Annotated in this window: 20 protein-coding genes; 7 read left to right on the forward strand and 13 right to left on the reverse strand. The window is 33.6% G+C overall.

The genetic code is table 11. From position 1 onward, the window contains the following. Window positions 1–84: 84 nt before the first annotated feature. Complete coding sequence (gene menA / locus ACTU6T_RS15405; RefSeq protein WP_460219090.1) at window positions 85–990, reverse strand: 1,4-dihydroxy-2-naphthoate octaprenyltransferase; 906 nt, start codon at window positions 988–990, stop codon at window positions 85–87. A gap of 15 nt (window positions 991–1,005) precedes the next feature. Beyond that, the gene (locus tag ACTU6T_RS15410; RefSeq protein WP_460219091.1) at window positions 1,006–1,845 is read right to left on the reverse strand and encodes a 1,4-dihydroxy-2-naphthoyl-CoA synthase; all 840 of its coding nucleotides are present in this window, start codon (window positions 1,843–1,845) and stop codon (window positions 1,006–1,008) included. Between the two features lie 198 nt (window positions 1,846–2,043). Here ACTU6T_RS15410 and ACTU6T_RS15415 point away from each other — a divergent pair, with 198 nt between their 5' ends. Continuing rightward, window positions 2,044–2,472, forward strand: a complete 429-nt coding sequence (locus ACTU6T_RS15415) for a hypothetical protein (RefSeq protein WP_460219092.1) — start codon at window positions 2,044–2,046, stop codon at window positions 2,470–2,472. On the opposite strand, the gene ACTU6T_RS15420 is transcribed toward ACTU6T_RS15415, so the two are convergent. From ACTU6T_RS15420 to ACTU6T_RS15440, 5 genes are all read right to left on the reverse strand, one after another. Then, complete coding sequence (locus ACTU6T_RS15420) at window positions 2,461–3,297, reverse strand: CvfB family protein (protein ID WP_460219093.1); 837 nt, start codon at window positions 3,295–3,297, stop codon at window positions 2,461–2,463. The two genes, ACTU6T_RS15415 and ACTU6T_RS15420, sit on opposite strands and share 12 nt — an antisense overlap. Window positions 3,298–3,391: 94 nt before the next feature. Beyond that, entirely contained in the window at window positions 3,392–3,730 is a 339-nt protein-coding gene (locus ACTU6T_RS15425) for a DUF2853 family protein (RefSeq protein ID WP_460219094.1), read from the reverse strand. Window positions 3,731–3,817: 87 nt separating this feature from the next. Next, window positions 3,818–5,578 (reverse strand): 2-succinyl-5-enolpyruvyl-6-hydroxy-3-cyclohexene-1-carboxylic-acid synthase, encoded by a 1,761-nt coding sequence (gene menD / locus ACTU6T_RS15430; protein WP_460219095.1) that lies wholly within the window; start codon window positions 5,576–5,578, stop codon window positions 3,818–3,820. A 155-nt stretch (window positions 5,579–5,733) separates the two neighbouring features. After that, a complete protein-coding gene (locus ACTU6T_RS15435) occupies window positions 5,734–6,789 on the reverse strand; it encodes a chorismate-binding protein (RefSeq protein WP_460219096.1) in 1,056 nt (351 codons plus the stop codon). 63 nt (window positions 6,790–6,852) lie between these two features. Beyond that, window positions 6,853–7,278, reverse strand: a complete 426-nt coding sequence (locus ACTU6T_RS15440; RefSeq protein WP_460219097.1) for a PaaI family thioesterase — start codon at window positions 7,276–7,278, stop codon at window positions 6,853–6,855. Between the two features lie 40 nt (window positions 7,279–7,318). Here ACTU6T_RS15440 and ACTU6T_RS15445 point away from each other — a divergent pair, with 40 nt between their 5' ends. Together ACTU6T_RS15445 and ACTU6T_RS15450 are read left to right on the forward strand one after the other, a co-directional pair. Next, entirely contained in the window at window positions 7,319–7,954 is a 636-nt protein-coding gene (locus tag ACTU6T_RS15445) for an alpha/beta hydrolase (RefSeq protein WP_460219098.1), read from the forward strand. A gap of 2 nt (window positions 7,955–7,956) precedes the next feature. Further along, a complete protein-coding gene (locus tag ACTU6T_RS15450) occupies window positions 7,957–8,529 on the forward strand; it encodes a GNAT family N-acetyltransferase (RefSeq protein WP_460219099.1) in 573 nt (190 codons plus the stop codon). Here ACTU6T_RS15450 and ACTU6T_RS15455 read toward each other — a convergent pair. The 3 genes from ACTU6T_RS15455 to ACTU6T_RS15465 form a co-directional block, all read right to left on the reverse strand. After that, the gene (locus tag ACTU6T_RS15455; RefSeq protein ID WP_460219100.1) at window positions 8,526–8,846 is read right to left on the reverse strand and encodes a YtxH domain-containing protein; all 321 of its coding nucleotides are present in this window, start codon (window positions 8,844–8,846) and stop codon (window positions 8,526–8,528) included. The two genes, ACTU6T_RS15450 and ACTU6T_RS15455, sit on opposite strands and share 4 nt — an antisense overlap. Before the next feature lie 105 nt (window positions 8,847–8,951). Then, complete coding sequence (locus ACTU6T_RS15460) at window positions 8,952–10,208, reverse strand: RNA polymerase sigma factor (protein WP_460219101.1); 1,257 nt, start codon at window positions 10,206–10,208, stop codon at window positions 8,952–8,954. Continuing rightward, the gene (locus ACTU6T_RS15465) at window positions 10,208–10,555 is read right to left on the reverse strand and encodes a YciI family protein (protein ID WP_460219102.1); all 348 of its coding nucleotides are present in this window, start codon (window positions 10,553–10,555) and stop codon (window positions 10,208–10,210) included. The genes ACTU6T_RS15460 and ACTU6T_RS15465 overlap by 1 nt, the downstream gene beginning before the upstream one ends. 292 nt (window positions 10,556–10,847) lie before the next feature. Between ACTU6T_RS15465 and ACTU6T_RS15470 the strand changes: the two genes are divergently transcribed. Beyond that, on the forward strand, window positions 10,848–11,702 hold the full coding sequence (locus ACTU6T_RS15470) for an AraC family transcriptional regulator (protein ID WP_460219103.1): 855 nt from the start codon (window positions 10,848–10,850) through the stop codon (window positions 11,700–11,702). On the opposite strand, the gene ACTU6T_RS15475 is transcribed toward ACTU6T_RS15470, so the two are convergent. From ACTU6T_RS15475 to dnaK, 3 genes are all read right to left on the reverse strand, one after another. Next, window positions 11,695–12,642: an NAD(P)H-dependent flavin oxidoreductase gene (locus ACTU6T_RS15475; protein ID WP_460219104.1), complete on the reverse strand. Its 948-nt coding sequence runs from the start codon at window positions 12,640–12,642 to the stop codon at window positions 11,695–11,697. The two genes, ACTU6T_RS15470 and ACTU6T_RS15475, sit on opposite strands and share 8 nt — an antisense overlap. Window positions 12,643–12,701: 59 nt before the next feature. Next, complete coding sequence (locus ACTU6T_RS15480) at window positions 12,702–13,928, reverse strand: class I SAM-dependent rRNA methyltransferase (RefSeq protein ID WP_460219105.1); 1,227 nt, start codon at window positions 13,926–13,928, stop codon at window positions 12,702–12,704. An 88-nt stretch (window positions 13,929–14,016) separates the two neighbouring features. Beyond that, window positions 14,017–15,924, reverse strand: coding sequence for a molecular chaperone DnaK (gene dnaK, locus ACTU6T_RS15485; protein ID WP_460219106.1), 1,908 nt, complete (start codon window positions 15,922–15,924; stop codon window positions 14,017–14,019). 190 nt (window positions 15,925–16,114) lie between these two features. Here dnaK and ACTU6T_RS15490 point away from each other — a divergent pair, with 190 nt between their 5' ends. The 3 genes from ACTU6T_RS15490 to panB all read left to right on the forward strand — a co-directional run bounded on the left by ACTU6T_RS15490 (window position 16,115) and on the right by panB (window position 19,078). Beyond that, window positions 16,115–16,696 carry a Crp/Fnr family transcriptional regulator gene (locus ACTU6T_RS15490; protein WP_460219107.1) on the forward strand — a complete coding sequence of 194 codons (582 nt, stop codon included), beginning with the start codon at window positions 16,115–16,117 and terminating at the stop codon, window positions 16,694–16,696. 68 nt (window positions 16,697–16,764) lie between these two features. Then, window positions 16,765–18,186 (forward strand): L-serine ammonia-lyase, encoded by a 1,422-nt coding sequence (locus ACTU6T_RS15495; RefSeq protein WP_460219108.1) that lies wholly within the window; start codon window positions 16,765–16,767, stop codon window positions 18,184–18,186. A 73-nt stretch (window positions 18,187–18,259) separates the two neighbouring features. Continuing rightward, window positions 18,260–19,078, forward strand: coding sequence for a 3-methyl-2-oxobutanoate hydroxymethyltransferase (gene panB, locus ACTU6T_RS15500; RefSeq protein ID WP_460219109.1), 819 nt, complete (start codon window positions 18,260–18,262; stop codon window positions 19,076–19,078). Window positions 19,079–19,080 lie beyond the last annotated feature (2 nt).

The raw sequence follows: 19,080 nt of genomic DNA on the forward strand, positions 1-19,080 counted from the left end.
TAGCAAATAAATGCCGACCTACAAAATTTCAAGAAACAAGATAAGAATTAATTGTTTGATTTCCAAACTTTTATGTTAATATTTTTATAAAATATAGCTAACACCTAAAAGTACTGCAAACAAAAAAGTACTCAAGGCTAAGACCTTTAATTGAGGATCATAGTCTTTTGGTTTACTAATTTTACGTACTGCATTAAAATGAAACAACAACGGAATAAAAGCAATATAAAACAAAAAAATAGTTGGCCTAGAATAATATAAAACAGAAAATACACAGGAAATTATAATGGCTAAACCAATTAAAATCATGTGATATCTCTTTGCGTTTTGACGTCCAATTTTTACTGCAAGTGTTTGTTTACCAGCATCAGTATCAGATTCAATATCACGCATATTATTGAGGTTCAAAACTCCCATACTTAACAAGCCAAGAGAGATTGCAGGTAAAATGACATGATGATCTATATGTTTTGTATACAAGAAATAACTCCCTATAACACTTAAGAGCCCAAAAAAGATAAATACAAATACATCTCCTAATCCTCGATATCCATAAGGAGAGTTTCCAATGGTATAGTTTATGGCTGCATACACAGATAATCCAGATAATAAAAAAAACAGCATAGCATAAAGAAAATACTTACTACCAAAGGATACAAAAATTAACCCTACAGTTAAAATGATGACGACGAGAATATTTATTTTAATCCCTTCAAACATCTCTTCGGGTGATATTGCTCCGCTTTGTATTGCTCGCTCTGGCCCAATTCTGCTATCGTTATCTGTACCTTTTACACCATCACCATAATCATTAGCTAAATTAGATAGTACCTGCAATGCAATAGTTAATAAAATGGCAAAGGCAAAAATAGTCCCATTAAACATACCATTATAGTGGGCAAAACACGATCCTATTATTATACCAGATACCGATAAAGGTAAGGTACGTAATCTAAAAGCTGAGACCCAAGGCTTTATTTTTTTTAGCATAGAAATAGTAAAGATTTAAGGAATCCACTTTTTATCAAAGTTAGGCTTACGCTTTTCTAAAAATGCGTCACGACCTTCCTTGGCTTCATCTGTCATATAAGCCAAACGAGTAGCTTCTCCAGCAAATACTTGTTGTCCAACCATTCCATCGTCTGTTAAATTCATAGCAAATTTCAGCATTTTGATTGATGTAGGTGATTTTGCTAAAATCTCTTGAGCCCATTCATAAGCAGTATCTTCAAGATCGTCATGAGGAATAACAGCATTAACCATTCCCATCTCAAAAGCCTCTTGTGCTGAATAGTTTCTTCCTAGAAAAAAAATCTCTCGCGCTTTCTTTTGTCCTACCATTTTTGCCAAATAGGCCGAACCATAACCTCCATCAAAACTGGTCACATCGGCATCTGTTTGTTTAAAAATGGCGTGTTCTTTACTGGCTAATGTAAGATCACAAACCACATGCAAACTATGTCCGCCACCAACAGCCCATCCTGGAACTACAGCAATAACTGCCTTAGGCATAAAACGAATTAAACGTTGCACTTCTAAAATATTCAATCTGTGATAGCCATCTTCACCAACATAACCTTGATGCCCTCTAGCCTTCTGATCACCTCCCGAACAAAAGCTCCAAATACCATCCTTGGTTGATGGTCCTTCAGCAGATAGTAATATAACACCAATATTAACATCTTCATTGGCATCATAAAAAGCGTCATATAGTTCACTCGTTGTTTTTGGTCGAAATGCATTTCTAATATCTGGACGGTTAAAGGCAATTCGTGCTACACCGTTACATTTCTTATAGGTAATATCTTCATAGGTTTTTGCAGTAACCCATTCTGCTGTCTTCATAATCATATATATTTCGTACAAAAATACTGCTTTTATATCGAATTTATTCATCAAAAAACATCCAAAAACATACAATCAATCGTATCACTATTTCGAGACCATAAATAAGAATGTGACTTTTTTAAAGTATTTGTATCTAAACAAAGATGCTTTATCAAGTATTACAAAAATTAGTAGAAATAAAACATATTTAGGGATATGACTATTTTAAATTCAAATGTTGCTTCACAAATAGTAAAGCAAGAGCAATCTGAAGCAGGAACACTTCACTTTTTTAATCATATTGCAGTTGTAGAATTTAACGAAGGGATTCATGCCGATTTAAATTCTGGTCGAAAAATGATTCATGATTTAATGGCATACTTTGGAAACTCTAAACCGTTTGGTATTGTTGCAAATAGGGTTAATTCTTATTCTATTGCATTATTAGAAACTACAGAAGTTCGTTCAATTTTCCCAAATTTAATTGCTTATGGGATTGTAAGTCACAATCAAGCAGGTCGTATGAATGCCGAAATTGAAAGCCAGTATTGTGCATCAAGTGACATTAGTTTTGATAATCTTTACGAAGGTTTAGATACAGTTTACAAACGCGTAGTTAAAAAATTAAGCGTATCATTCAACTAATCGAATACCGTCAGAATCAATCGTAATCAATCGTTGCTTGTACAAGGTCCCTATTGCTTTCTTGAAGGTTTTCTTACTCATTTGTAGTTCGCGTTTAATATCATCTGGATTTGATTTGTCGTTAAGCGATAAAAAACCATCTGGACTATCTTCTAAATACTGCATCACAATATCTGCATTTGGTTCAATTTTACGATACCCAATTTTTCCTAATACAATATCTAGTTTATTATCGTGTCTTACTTTCTTTACATAACCTTTTAAACGGTCTCCAACACTTATATCTTTAAATATGTCATCAGAAAATATAAGTCCAAGATGCTGATTATTGACAATAACATTCATTCCTAATTCTGAAGGGTGGGAAACTATCAAATCGACCTCATCAAATTGCTCAACCGTTAGATTCTTATTGTCTAAAAATCGGTTAGTTTTACTAGATGCTACAAGTCTGTCGGTTTCTTCATCAAGATAACAATACACCAAATACCAACCTCCAGCTTTCATTTTGAACGCCTGTTCTTTAAACGGACAAAACAATTCTTTTACTAATCCCCAATCTAAAAAAGCGCCATGTTGTGTCACTTGATTACAACGCAATAGAGCAAAATCATCACGTATTATATAAGGCTCGTCTGTTACAGCTACAGGACGCTCTTCATTATCCAAATAGACAAACACTTCAATCTCTTCCCAGATTTGAAATGATTCTGGCACATACCGATTTGGAAGTAATACTTCATTACCATCTTTATCGCCTAAGTATAAACCTTGATCAGTTTCACGAATAATGTCTAACTTGTTGTAATCTCCAATTTTAATCATGCGCCAAAGATACAGATATAACCAATGAGAACTAAAAAAAAGCGTTACAATTCTGATGAATTCTAACGCTTAATTTTTTATTAAATATCTGTTTTTAGTATACAGACTCCTTATTAAAGTGTTTAGTTAATAGATAATACACAACAGCTCTGTATTTATTTCTATTAGATTTTCCGTAAGTTTCCATTACAGCATCAATACCTTTATCTAAATCATCACCATCATTTAATCCTAATTTACCAATTAAGAAATTCTTTTTAACTGTTTCTAATTCAGAATCATCAGATCCTGAAACTGTAGCAGCATCAGCGTTATAGATTGCTGGTCCGCATCCAATAGTAACTTTAGTTAATAAATCCATATCTGCATTGACTCCACACTTGTCTTTTAAATCTGCAGCATACTTTGCTATCAATTCGTCTCTTTTACTCATCTTAATTGTTTTTTGGGTTAATAAATTATTTGGTCCTTAAAGATAACCATTTATTAAGACACATAAAAAGAGTGATTGTCACTTTTTCTATTTAATGAACTTAAAGTAGTTTAAAAGAATCTCATCATTTTCAGTTCGTGGTGTAAACACTTCAAGGAGTTGTGGCCTGTTTGACTCTTTATAAAACTGATTCAAACTTAACTCCAAGTCCTCTTCATTATGCGCAGTTTTGTATTCGAACTGAAACATCTCACACAACTGCTTTGCTGTTAGTTGATGTTTTGTCTCAAAAAAACAATCAAAATTAGCTGTGTTCTTGTGACCAGGAAGTATTCTAAAAATACCACCTCCATTGTTATTTATCAAAATAATTCTGAAATTTTTAGGGATGTAATTATTCCACAAAGCATTACTGTCATAGAAAAAACTCAAATCACCTGTGATAAAAACAGTTGGTCTTTGATGTGCAACAGCACACCCAATTGCAGTAGAGGTACTACCATCTATACCACTCGTTCCACGATTACAATACACATTAACAGTGGGATTCATTGAAAACAATTGTGTATAACGTACGGTCGAACTGTTCCCTAATTGAAGTACAGTATGATCAGGAAGCGATTTTAAAAGTGTACTAAATACTTTAAAATCACTAAACGGTATTTGCTTTAGATATTCTAAGTGTTTCTCAGAACGATATTGCCTTACTTCAGACCATGTCTCTAAATAATTACTCTTAGTAACATGTGTGATGTTAGGAATAAACTCAGAAAAGAAGTCATTCGGCTTTGCAACTATATGCTTATCTAAACAGAAAAATGTATCGTTAGCTTTTTTCTCATCGATATGCCAATGGTGTTTTGGTTTATGTTTACGTAAAAATGCTTTTACTTTTTTAGACACTATTAAACCTCCAATGGTGACTAAAATATCAGGCTGCAACGCATTGAACTCATCTTCATTTAAAGGCGCTATCATTTTATCAATACTAGGAAAAAACTTGGCTTGATGTAAATTAGAAGTCGTCTCTGTAAATACTATAACACTGGCATCATTGGCTAGTTCATTTAACCAACGCTGTTCAATTTGATTTGGAGACAAAACACCAACCAAAATCATTTTTCTCTTGGCAACATACCATTCATCAATACAATCTTTTAATTCGGTTTGATCAATTTTAGGATGTTTTAAATCTATAGAATTTGTTTTTGGGTTTACACTCAACGCATCTACAGTCTCATAAAGCGGTTCATCAAATGGTATATTAATATGTACTGGTCCATTTTTAAATCGCGTGAGGTTTAATGCCTTATTTATCTCTTCTTCATTATAATCTTGAATCCCTTGTTGCAATCCTAAAAAACGCTCTAATTTGTTTTCTATACTTTTAAAAATTGGAAGTTCTTCTTTTTCAGATATGCGGTATTCATCCTTTAAATCTAATTTTAAATGTGCTGAATATAAAATGTGTGCTTCAAAAACATCTTTCTGATTAATAGTCTGTCCATCTCCTATACCAACTAAGTGCTTTGGTCGGTCAGCAGACAAGACCACTAAAGGTATATCACTATAGTAGGCCTCGGCTATTGCGGGATAATAATTTAATAATGCACTCCCCGACGTACAGACAACAACAACAGGCTGATGTATTTGCTGTGCGATTCCTAATGCAAAAAATGCAGCACATCGCTCATCAACAATACTATAGCATTTAAAAAAATTATCATTAGTAAAACCTATTGTTAATGGTGCATTTCTACTACCTGGAGAAATAACAATATGCTTTATGTTTTTTTGTTTACACAACTGGATTACAGTTTGCGCAAGCGGAATTTTAGGGTGTATCATCTCATCACAAAGTTATTAAAATGTGAATTAAAAAAAAGGAAGATGTCATCAATTAATTTATTCTAAATTATATTTTGAAATTCGATTAAAATCAAATGACACTCAGCAAATCAATTCATTGTAGGGCAATGTAAATTAGTAGAGTACATTCAATTCTACATCAAAACAGATTTAATGGTCTGCGATTTATTAATCGTCTCCTCCCACTCTTGCTCTGGGTTAGAATCTTTAGTAATTCCTCCACCAACATAGATGAGTGCATTTTGGTTTTTAATTTGCATGCAACGCAAGTTAACAAATAATTGACTTGTTGTTTTTACAGTAGTATAAGCATTATTCTCAATATTACGCCTGTTAGCATTTCTTGTTTTTGATCTTTTGAAATTTAACTCACCTAGAAAACCTGTATAAAACTCACGGTTATAATCTTCGTTATTAAGTATAAATGTTTTGGCCTCTTGTTTTGGCAATCCACAAACAGCAGGTGTTGGATGCAAAGCAAAAATAATATCTTGCAATCTACCTGTTTTTAATACTCCAGAAATTTTAGATTGCAAGTGTAATAACTTACCTGCTTTTACAGTTTGAGCTGGCATCACTGTAAGCTGTTGTGTATGGATAGATAATGTACGTTCAATGAAGTTAGTAACAACGTTTTGTTCTTCAACGTTTTTGGTATCCCACTTAACTTCTGCTAATTCAGTATGGGCCTGTGTTCCAGCTAAGGCCATAGTTTTAAATCGCTGTCCTTCAACATCCAATAAGGTTTCTGGAGTTGCTCCTAACCACAAGCCAATTACTGGATGATACCATATATAGGTAAAGGCACTAGGATATGCATTCATCAAACCCTTAAATAAGGATATTGGATTTTTTTCTGACGTTGCAACAGATTCGACTCTAGAGAGTACTACCTTTTCTAATGAACTGTTTTCTATTTCAATGATTCCTTTTTGGACTAATTCTAAATGCGATTTACGAAATGCATCAGTATTTGTATTCACATCTTTTCCTCCTCTCAAAATTGAGTCTTTGGACATTTCCGATGTTAACATCTCGCAAAGGTTCAAAGGAAAAATGATAGTGTCTTCATCAGAGTCAAATGGAGAAAACACAAATCCGTTTTCTGTGAAATCATCTACAATATGTACTGCGTTATCCTTCTGCAAAAACGCATTTACACAAGATGTATTTGGCTTACTATACGCCACAAAGGGTAGTTGTGATACATACTGTGATTCAATACGTGAAAAAAAATCATTTATCGACATACTTTACTTCTTTTTAGGAAGTGAAATTGTTGAGAGTCGGCATATTGATATTAGATTATCATTATCATCTGTAACTCTTATGTCTAGCAACTGTGTTGTTCTTCCTTTGTGCAAAAATGTAGCTTTAGCATATACATAACCGTCAGATACGCTTTTAAGATGATTAGCAGTAATTTCAATACCGCGAACAAAACGATTTTCAATATCCATAAAAATATGCGATGCAAAGCTTCCCACACTCTCAGCCAATGCAGCTGTAGCACCTCCATGTAGCACACCATCAGGTTGATGCACCTTAGAATTAACAGGCATTCTTGCTACTAAAAAATCATCTCCATAATCTATCATTTCAATATTTAGGGTTTCTAACAATGTGTTTTTACACACTTTATTGACCTCAACTAGCCTTTCTTTTTTAGATTTTTGCATAGAAATACTGTATTTTTAAAATCGCTAACAAAAATACGAAATGAATTCTACAGAACAGGAAATTTCTTATTCCATTACGAACACATATTCTACTTTAAACAGCCACACATCCAAAACCAAATACGTATGGTTTGTTTGTCATGGTATGGGCTACTTAAGTCGGTATTTTCTCAAATATTTTAAAGATCTAAATCCAGAAGAACATTATATCATTGCACCTCAAGCGCAAAGCAAATACTATTTAACATCACAATATAAACATGTTGGAGCCGGATGGCTAACACGCGAAAACACCAAAATGGACACAGAAAATGTAATGACTTATTTTGACGCTATCTTTGAACGAGAGCGCATTGATGAAACAAAGACATTAATTTTGTTTGGCTATTCACAAGGTGTTAGTGTTGCTATGCGTTATTTAGCAAAACGAAAAATTAAATGCTCTCAATTAGTGATGCATTCTGGAGGAATTCCAAAAGAATTAACATCAAAAGATTTTGAATTTTATAAAGGTAAAGCCAAATTAATATATGGTACTCAAGACGAATACCTAAACGATGAGCGCATGGAATTAGAACGCACAAAAGCTGAAGCTTTATTTAGTAATCAATTGTCAATTATTCCGTTTGATGGCATTCATGAAGTAAATGTTGACTTAATACATAAAATTGTATAATTATGTTATTAGAATCCTTAGAAAACAATCGCGTGCTTTTGTCTCCATTAACTATGGAAAACTATCATCATTTGGAATCAATTGCTCAAGAAGACCATCTTATCTATTATTCTCCGAGTGATATCTCAACTTCTGAAAAATTAAAAAGCTATGTAGAAGTTGCTTTAAATGGTTTAGCATGTAAAACAACGATACCTTTTTTAGTCTATGATAAGAAACATCAAGCCTATGCAGGAAGCACACGTTTCGGACTTATAAATTGGAAAAATAAAGTGTTACATATTGGATGGACATGGATTGGACATGCATTCCAAGGCACTGGGTTAAATACTAACATGAAGTTTTTAATGCTCCAATATACGTTTGAAACTTTAGCTTTTGAAAAAGTAGAATTCAGGATTGATGAACGTAATAAAAAATCTAGAAAAGCTGTAGAAAAATTGGGTGCGACTTTAGAAGGCATCTTAAGACAAGATACTGTCATGAACGACGGATTTAGACGAAGTACATGTTGTTATGGCATTCTTAAAGAAGAATGGGCAAATCTAAAATCTACACTATTTAAAACCTTTTAACTTGTTTGCTGTAAGGTTTTATTTTTCTCTTTTAATATTGCCAATTGCTTTTCTAAAAATGTAATGGCCTGCTCTGTTTTATAACTTGTTTTAGACGCAAAATCTTTTAAGTCTTCTTTAAACTTATCTTTTCCTGACGCAGCAGTTTTTGATAAATCCTTTTTAACTTCCTTAAAGTCATCAACAAATTGATCTTTAATATCTTTACCTTCTTTTTTAAGTTTATCTCTTGTAACACTGCCTTTTTCTGGTGCTAATAATACACCTGCGGCAGCTCCAACAAGTACTCCTAATATAATGGCTCCTTTATGAATCATAATGTTTTTGTTTTTAAAATTAAACGTTATTTAACTATATGTAGCAAAACTTAGATTTTTGTTACAATACAACTTAAAATCAATTACTTATACTTATTATTGATACTATATATTATTATTTATTAGACATAACCACTTTGCTTTCTTCTTAATTAAAAAGTCTCTCTCCAAACTATTATTTACTTTATTAATCGCCTCGTCAATTGCATTTATAGCCTCAGTTAGTTTATTAGTATCATAATAAAAATCCGCTTTTGCTGCATGAAACAAATATTCTCGTTGTTCTAATTCTTGTGGATTTAATGCTTTAAAGTACTCATCAGCATGCTTATAGTTGTTATTTTGCATACAAATAATAGCCATAGTTAATCTATAAGAAGGCATTGGTTGTAATGTATATAGTGCTTCATACCATTGCAAAATTTTATCCCAATTAGTTTCTTCAAAAGTTCTAGCTTTTAGATGTTCAGCTGCTATAGCAGCTTCAAAATGATAACAGGATAATACATCACTCTCAACAGCTTTGTTCATCATAACATTACCCATTTCTATCAAAGGGAAATGCCAAAGTGTACGATCTTGATGTTTTAAATCTAAAAGTTCATTGTTTCCATCAATTTTAGCATCTAATCTTGAAGAATGAAAACACATCAAAGCAAATAATGCGTATACCTCAGGTGTTCGTATAGATTCTCGTTTTAATAATAACTGACATAAACGCATGGCCTCACTACACAAATCAGCTCTTACCAATTGTGAATGTGTATTAGAATGAAAGCCTTCATTGAAAATAAGATACAAGACCTCCATAACACTTTCTAATCTATTTTGGAGTGTTTTTCCTTGTGGAATATTAAACCTTAATTCTGCTTTTCGAATGGTTTTTCGTGCTCTGCTGAGACGCTTTTTAATAGTCTCCTCTTTGGTTAATAGAGCAGAAGCAATTTCTTTAATACTAAATCCTGATACCGTTTTTAACGCGAATGAAATACGATCTCTAGCATCCAATTTTGGATGACATGCTGTAAAAATCATTCGAAGTTGTGCATCTTCAATTTCGGAATCTAAAAATAGCTCATTAATTGCTATAGCCTGCACTCCTTGAGTAAGTTTTGGGACATGACTTTTTTCTGTTTTTAATTTCCTAAAGATATCAATGACTCTGTTTTTTGCAGATTGTGTGAGCCATGCCTCTGGATGATCTGGTTGACCTTTTCTCCAGCTAATACTCGCTTTAACAAATGTATCTTGAACCGCATCTTCAATGATTTCTAGATACTGCAACCCAAAAATACGAGTCAAAACAGAGACCATCTTTCCACTGTGATGGCGAAATAAATGGTCTATGTTTTTTTCAAGCATTATCTATCAAACACCATTACTTCACGTATTTCAACTGTTCCGCCTAAGTCATAATCGGGAAAGTCTTGGGCTATTTTTTCTACGGCATCAAAATCTTCAGCTTCCACTGTATAATAGCCTCCAACAATTTCTTTGACTTCAGCAGAAGATAAATCAGTTACTGTACGGTTCTCTCCAACTATACGGCGTATTTGAGGAGTTAATGCTTCACCACCACGTAAAATACCAGCCTGTTCCATTTTATTACCCCAAGCAAACCACTTCCCCATTCGGCTTTGAAGTTCTTCTGGCGAAAGACCTAATGCGGCATAATCAGCGCCTGTAAAAATCATCATAAAATTTTTCATAATCTTTAAAATTTAATTGTTTATACTATCATGACGTATACTATATTATAAAAGGGGACAACATTTATATTTTTTTCTTTTCAATATAAACTTTATAAAAGTCTTACTGTACTTAAACTCCTATTTTTTATAGTTTACATACAGTTAATGTTTAATATACAGATACTATTACCAAATATACGTTACAGTTGCAATCCTTTTTTTATGAAGTTACCATAAATTAGATATTGAGCAAGTTTGGAAAAGTGATTCATGTCATTACTTATTACTTTTGATATATCAACACAAGAACATGACAAAAGCAAATACTGCATTTTACGAAGAGCGACTCAATATTATTGTAGACTATATTAATACCAATATTGATCGCAAAATTAATCTCAACACTTTAGCAAAAATATCGCATGTATCTCCTTTTCATTTTCATCGAATTAGTAGAGCTTTGTTAGGTGAACCCATAGGAATGTATATTTCAAGAATACGTATGGAAACAGCCGCAAAATTACTTTGTTTTTCTAAATCTTCAATTGAAGATATTGCTTATAAAGTTGGCTTTGAGTCGCCTTCATCTTTATCAAAAAAATTCAAATCTCATTTCGGCATTTCTCCTTCGGCATACCGAAATACAAAATATCATACAATCAAAAAAACTACACTTATGACACGACAATTAAACATTAAAAAACCTAAAATTTTAGAACTTGAAGACCAACAATGTTTGTATTACAGAATGCAAGGACATTATCAATCTTTAGATTACGCAGGCGCATGGACTAAACTTTGGGCACAAGTTAAATCGCAAAAACTCTTTACAAAAGGGATACAAATGTTTGGATTACCTTACGATGACCCTAATGTAACACCTGAAAACAAATTGAGGTATGACGCATGTCTAATCATTCATAATGATGCAAAACCTGTTGGCGATATTGGTGTAAAAACTTTAAAAGGAGGAAAATTTGCCATGTTTTTATATCAAGGCAGTTATAAAAATTTCGCCGATGTTTATAATTACATGTTTCAAGAATGGCTCATCAATACAGACTATGAAATTAGAGATGAACCAGTTAGAGAACGTTACATAAGTCATCCTAATCGAGTTGCAGAAGACAAATTAAAAACGGAATTCTATATTCCAATTAAGTAGTTAATTTTGATATAATATCTTTAGTTGATAAAATGGCCTTGGTGTGTTCAATACTTGGGCCAGCAACCCACACTGTTTTGTATGTAGCTTTCTTTGCTGCGTTTTCTGTTGCTTTCATACCTATTGAAAAACGTATCATTTTCACCCACTTTTTAAGCTTTCTATTTTTATTGAGAAGATTCTCAAGCCAAGTAGCTTTCGTTCCTATCTTTTGTACATATGGTGTATTTATTACGGTACAAGGTGTACCAGAAATACGTTCGGTCATAATGATATCGTCTGCACCATAATCAACACAAGCCTGCTTATATTCGTCTGTTACTTCAGCTTCAATTGATGCAATAAACGGACTTCCAACAGAAACGCCTTCTGCTCCATAACTTAACATCTTATCAATATCGGCTTTACAGCCAACACCTCCAGCTGAAATAACAGGTATATTCAATTCTGTACTTAGTAAATTAGTTAATGCTTCTGGGCTAAGATTTCCTCTATGTCCTCCAGCTTCATTATTAACTGCAATGGCTGCATCAGCTCCTAAACCTTCTACTTTTTTAGCAAATTTCAAATCTACAACATCACAAAATACTTTAATGCCAGCTGCATGTGCTTGTCTTATGGTTTCTTCTGGGCTTCCAAGCGATGTGATAATAAAATCACAACCTTCTTCACAAATTACCTCTAACTGACCTTTATATTTGATATTCGATTTGTTGACAATAAGGTTAAACCCAAAAGATCCTCCATCAACCTTATTCGCTTTTAGTTCTCTAATGGCAGCACGTAATTCCTCTAAAGTTCTATAGTTTAATGCTGGAATACAACCCGCAATTCCTCCTTTCATAGCTTCTGTTACCATAGCAACATTAGACACCAAAAACATTGGAGCTTGAATAATTGGGTATTTAATCTTAAGAAGTTGAGTTAATTTGGTTTCCATAAATAGTGAATTGTGATTAGCAAATATAACAAAAAATATTATGCATGCATAACACTTTGTCAATCCAAAAATCTATAATATCCACATTTTAGATAAGCACCTTCAGGAAAACCAATAGGATGATCTATATCATGCAATGTTTTTTGTTCTATGGCAAAAGAACGATTACAAGTCTGAAGTGCTTGCTCATTAATGTCATAAAATGAGTCTGCTTTAACTCTTGAGGAACAAGATGCCAATACTAACAATCCTTTTTTAGCTGTTAGTTTCTCTCCTAATCTTGCTAATTGTGCATACTTTTTCTTAGCCAATTGAATTTCTGTTTGTTGTTTAGCAAAACTTGGAGGGTCAATCACTACAACATCGTATGTTTTTTTCTCTGAAATGAGTAATTCCAAAATTTTAAAAGCGTCACCTGCTAAAGTTATATGTGTTCCAGAATATGAATTTAATTTTCCATTTTGACGTGCAATATCAAGTGCTTGCGAACTAATATCTAGGCTTGTTACCTCTTTAGCACCATTAGCTAAAGCGTGCACTGAAAATCCACCAGCATAGGAAAACACATCTAAGACCGTTTTTTGCTTGCTTAATAAACCCACTTGTCTTCTATTTTCTCTATGATCTAGAAAGTAACCAGTTTTATGACCTTTAATGACATTAGCTGAAAAATTAACACCATGTTCAACAAATTGAACAACCTCATCCTCAAGCGTTCCATAGACAACGTCACCATCTTTAAGATTATGAGAACTAGATTGCTGTAAACTACGACTTAACCTAATAACCACTGTTTTAACACTAGATGTTTGTATTAAACTTTCAAGAATAGTTTTGAGATAAGGCAACCATATTTCAGAATACAATTTGACTACTAAAACGCTATTGTAAACATCTGCAATCAATGATGGAAATCCATCATTTTCTCCAAAAATTAAGCGATAGCTCGTAGTGTTAGTATTCAATAACTGCTGTCTTTTTTGATAAGCTTTTCTTATTTTATAAAGAAAAAAAACGGCATCTACAGTCACAGACTTTGAGTCATTATAAATCATTTTGATACGAATTGGAGAATCGGCATCATACAGTCCTATACCAATCATACCATTTTTTCGCTTTCCAAAGACTATTGCTAAATCACCAGTTTGTGCATTATCATTAATCTTTATAATACTATCAGAAAACACCCAAGGATGGCCTTGCTGCACGTAATTTTCTCCTTTTGCCGTAAGTTTTACAGCGAGACGTTTAGGTTTATTTATGCTATTAATTAGTGCTGGTATCATTGTATACAAATAACGCTCTTTTGACGCTGATTAAAAATAAAAAACGCAACCATTTCTGATTGCGCTTTTAAATTATTGTTAAGATAATTTATTTCACTTCTTCAAAATCTACATCTTCAACATCATTACCTTCGGCTTGCCCGTTCTGACTTGCATCTGGCCCTGGTGCTTCTGCTCCACCTTGCTGAGCTTCGGCTTGTGCTTTGTACATTTCCTCAGAAGCCACTTTCCAAGCCTCATTGATTTTTTCTAAAGCAGGCTCAATAACAGCGATGTCTTTAGTTTCGTAAGCTTTCTTTAATTCTTCAAGTGCTTCTTCGATTGGTTTTTTCTTATCATCAGATAATTTATCACCAAATTCTTTTAATTGATTTTCTGTTTGAAAAATCATCGCATCGGCCTGATTTAATTTGTCTGCCGTTTCTTTTGCTTTAGCATCTGCTTCAGCATTTGCTTCGGCTTCTTGCTTCATTTTAGCAATTTCTTCTTCAGTTAATCCAGAAGAGGCTTCAATACGAATATCTTGCTTTTTACCAGTAGCTTTATCTTCAGCTGATACTTTAATTATACCGTTAGCATCTATATCAAAAATAACTTCAATTTGAGGAACGCCACGTTGTGCTGGTGGAATACCATCTAAGTGGAAACGACCAATAGTTTTGTTATCTGCAGCCATTGGGCGTTCACCTTGTAATACATGGATTTCTACCGATGGCTGATTATCAGCTGCCGTTGAAAATACTTGCGATTTCTTAGTTGGTATTGTTGTATTTGCTTCGATTAATTTTGTCATAACATTACCCATAGTTTCAATACCAAGAGATAATGGTGTTACATCTAATAATAAAACATCTTTTACATCACCTGTTAACACACCACCTTGGATTCCAGCTCCTAGAGATACAACCTCATCTGGGTTTACACCTTTACTTGGTGCTTTTCCGAAGAATTTCTCTACCTCAGCTTGTACTACAGGAATACGTGTAGATCCACCTACTAAAATGACTTCATCAATATCGCTCTTAGATAAACCTGCCGCTTTTAAAGCAGATTCACACGGCTCAATCGTACGTTTTACTAAATCGTCAATTAATTGCTCGAATTTAGAACGTGTTAATGTACGAACCAAGTGCTTTGGTCCTGAAGCTGTAGCTGTAACGTAAGGTAAATTGATTTCTGTTTGTGCAGAAGATGATAATTCAATCTTAGCTTTTTCAGAAGCTTCCTTTAAACGTTGTAATGCCATTGGGTCTTTACGTAAATCAATACCTTCTTCAGAATTAAATTCGTCTGCTAACCAGTTAATAATTTTCTCATCAACGTCATCACCTCCTAAGTGTGTATCACCATCTGTAGATAATACTTCAAATACACCATCTCCTAATTCTAGAATAGATACATCATGTGTTCCGCCTCCAAAATCAAAAACTACGATTTTTTGGTCGGTTCCTTTTTTATCCATTCCATAAGCCAAAGCAGCAGCTGTAGGCTCGTTAATAATTCTACGAACTTTTAAACCTGCAATTTCACCTGCTTCTTTCGTTGCTTGACGTTGAGAATCGTTAAAGTAAGCAGGCACTGTAATCACAGCTTCACTTACAGATGTTCCTAAATAGTCTTCGGCCGTTTTTTTCATTTTCTGAAGAATCATTGCCGATAATTCTTGTGGTGTATATAAACGACCATCGATATCTACTCTAGGCGTATCGTTATCACCTTTTACCACTTTATATGGTACACGTTCTGCTTCTTTCTTAGATTCAGAATATTTATTTCCCATAAAACGTTTAATAGAATAAACTGTTTTTGTTGGGTTAGTAACTGCTTGTCTTTTTGCTGGATCTCCAACTTTAATTTCTCCACCTTCTACAAAGGCGATAACCGAAGGCGTTGTTCTTTTACCTTCAGCGTTTGGGATTACTACTGGCTCGTTACCTTCCATCACAGAAACGCAAGAGTTTGTAGTTCCTAAATCGATTCCAATAATCTTACTCATAATGTTATATTTAGTGTTATCTATTTCCTTTTCATCGGAAATGTTATGTTCATTTTTTATTCGTAATCTATATGACAATGATTATGCCATGACAAAAAATATGACATGATGTCACAATTAGATAAATCCTCATAAAATAAAAATGCATATCTTTAAATTATCATAAATAAAACCCAACCAAATTGACACAATGATTAGCTATTATGAAGTTAATTTCCAATACATGTGTTCTTTAATCCCTTTATCTAGGGAGACGTATGATAAACTCTATAGTATATCAAAGTTAAAAGAGATTAAAGCAGGCACTAAATTAGTAGATATTGGAGATGTAAATAAAAAACTGTTTCTTATAAACAAAGGTGTACTACGTTCTTATCTCATTTTAGAAAACGGAAAGGAGTTAACTAAAACACTCTTTACACCTATTGAGTTTTTTGCCTCCTTTACATCAATGCTTAAAGATCAAGCTTCCGAATTTATTTACGAATCGCTTACAGATTGTCATATATATGAAATTAATTATGAGGCTTTTGTCAAATTGTGTGACACTAATATCGAAGTCTTAAAGTTCTATGCGCGCTATCTCGAATTTTTATTTACAGCTGCCGAGAGTGTATTTATCGAAATTTCTTCAATGAATGCCAAAGAACGTTATTTAAAGCTCAAGGAGCGTATTCCAAATATTGAAAACTTAATTCCGCAATATCAAATTGCCTCATACCTCAATGTGACTCCTGTTCAGTTGAGTCGCATTAGATCTAAACTCTACTAAAAAAACACATAATTAGTTTAACTATTTACTAATAAAACTATATTTGCTCAACTAAAACGTTTTCGTGAATGGAATGTATTTCTGTCTTCGACATGCTTAAAATTGGCGTTGGTCCATCTAGCTCTCACACATTAGGACCATGGCGTGCTGCAGAGCGATGGATTAAAGAACTCAAAGACTCTAAAAAATTTGATTACGTAGAGGCATTAAATGTTGATCTCTATGGTTCATTGTCCTTAACAGGAAAAGGACATGCTACAGATTATGCTGTACTTCTTGGTTTATTAGGTCGAGATCCCGAGACAATTCCAACCGATACTATTTCCGAAGAAATAACTCATATCAAAACAAATAAAACCTTAAATTTTAATGGTGAAAAGATTTTAAATTTCGATCCTGAAACTCAGATTATTTTTAATAGAAACTTTTTACCATTTCACTCCAATGGCATGACGTTTACTGCAACCATTAATGGACAAAAAAACAAGTCTACTTTTTATTCTATTGGTGGAGGATTTGTGGTAAAAGAAGAGCGTGTTAATCATAAAAAGAACTTTGAAATCAAATGCTCATTTCCATATCCTATAGATAAAGGAGACGATCTTTTAAAGTTCTGTAAAGATTTACAAAAGCCCATTTCCGAAGTTGTTTTAGACAATGAGAAATCCATACGAGCAGAAGACGAGATAAATCATGAACTTAAGCGCATTTGGGATACAATGCTAGAATGCATGTATACAGGTTGCCATACAGAAGGTAACCTACCTGGTGGATTAAATGTTAGGCGTCGCGCTTATGACATGCATCAAACTTTAAAAGGTAATACGCCTTACAATAACCCTATAGAGTGGATATATGCCATTAGAAATACAGAAGTAAAGTTTCGACAAATTTTAAAATGGGTTAGCTGTTTCGCATTAGCTGTTAATGAAGTTAATGCCTCATTGGGTCGTGTGGTAACTGCTCCAACTAATGGAAGTGCTGGTGTAATTCCTGCAGTATTAATGTATTATCTAGTTATTGAAAATCACGATGGGAATTTTGAAGATATCAAACGCTTTCTTCTTGTCGCTGGTGAAATTGGAAGTATATTTAAAAAAGGAGCAACTATAAGTGCTGCAATGGGAGGATGTCAAGCCGAAATTGGCGTGTCTTCAGCTATGGCAGCCGGAGCGCTTTGTGAATTATCAGGAGGTACTCCTGAACAAGTTTTAGTAGCTGCCGAAATCGCTATGGAACATCATCTAGGGCTAACTTGTGATCCTATTGGTGGCTTAGTACAAATCCCTTGTATAGAACGCAATGCCATGGGAGCAATTAAGGCGATTAACGCCTGTGAATTAGCTTTAGATACAGATCCTGATAATGTAAAAGTGCCTTTAGACAAAGTTGTAAATACAATGTGGGAAACAGCAAAAGACATGAATACCAAATATAAAGAAACGTCTGAAGGTGGCTTGGCGGTAGGTGTACATTTAAGCGATTGCTAAATATTCAATACAAAAACAAATCGCATATTATCATTTAATATTTTTATTTTTACAATTAATAAATCCATACTATATGTCTATTGCCAAAAAAGATTATAAAAGAGTTACAGTGAAGTCTCTTATTGAGATGAAACAAAATAAAGAAAAAATATCAATGCTCACGGCCTATGATTATACCATGGCAAAAATTGTTGATGAAGCAGGAGTTGATGTTATTTTGGTAGGTGATTCGGCAAGTAATGTTATGGCTGGTCACGAAACAACCTTACCAATTACTTTAGATCAAATGATTTATCATGCATCTTCTGTTGTTAGAGCAATTGATAGAGCTTTGGTAGTGGTAGACTTACCTTTTGGAAGTTATCAAAGTGATCCTAAAGAAGCGCTTCGATCTGCCATTAGAATTATGAAAGAATCTGGTGGGCATGCTGTAAAAATGGAAGGCGGTAAAGAAGTTAAAGAGTCTATTAAGCGCATCCTTAATGCTGGAATTCCTGTTATGGGACATTTGGGCTTGACGCCTCAATCTATATACAAATTTGGAACTTATACTGTTCGTGCCAAAGAAGAACAAGAAGCTCAACAATTAAAAGAAGATGCTTTAATGTTAGAGAAGGCTGGTTGTTTTGGTATTGTACTCGAAAAAATACCTGCAAAATTAGCCCAAGAAGTAGCAGATAGTGTCTCTATACCTGTTATTGGGATAGGTGCTGGTGCTGGAGTTGACGGTCAGGTACTAGTTTTACACGATATGATTGGAATGACCCACGAGTTTAATCCGCGATTCTTACGTCGTTATATGAATTTATATGAAGATATGACAAAAGCTATCGGACAATATGTTGATGATGTAAAAGCTGTTGATTTTCCTAATGATAAAGAACAATACTAACA

The sequence above is a fragment of the Psychroserpens citreus genome (assembly GCF_055686305.1).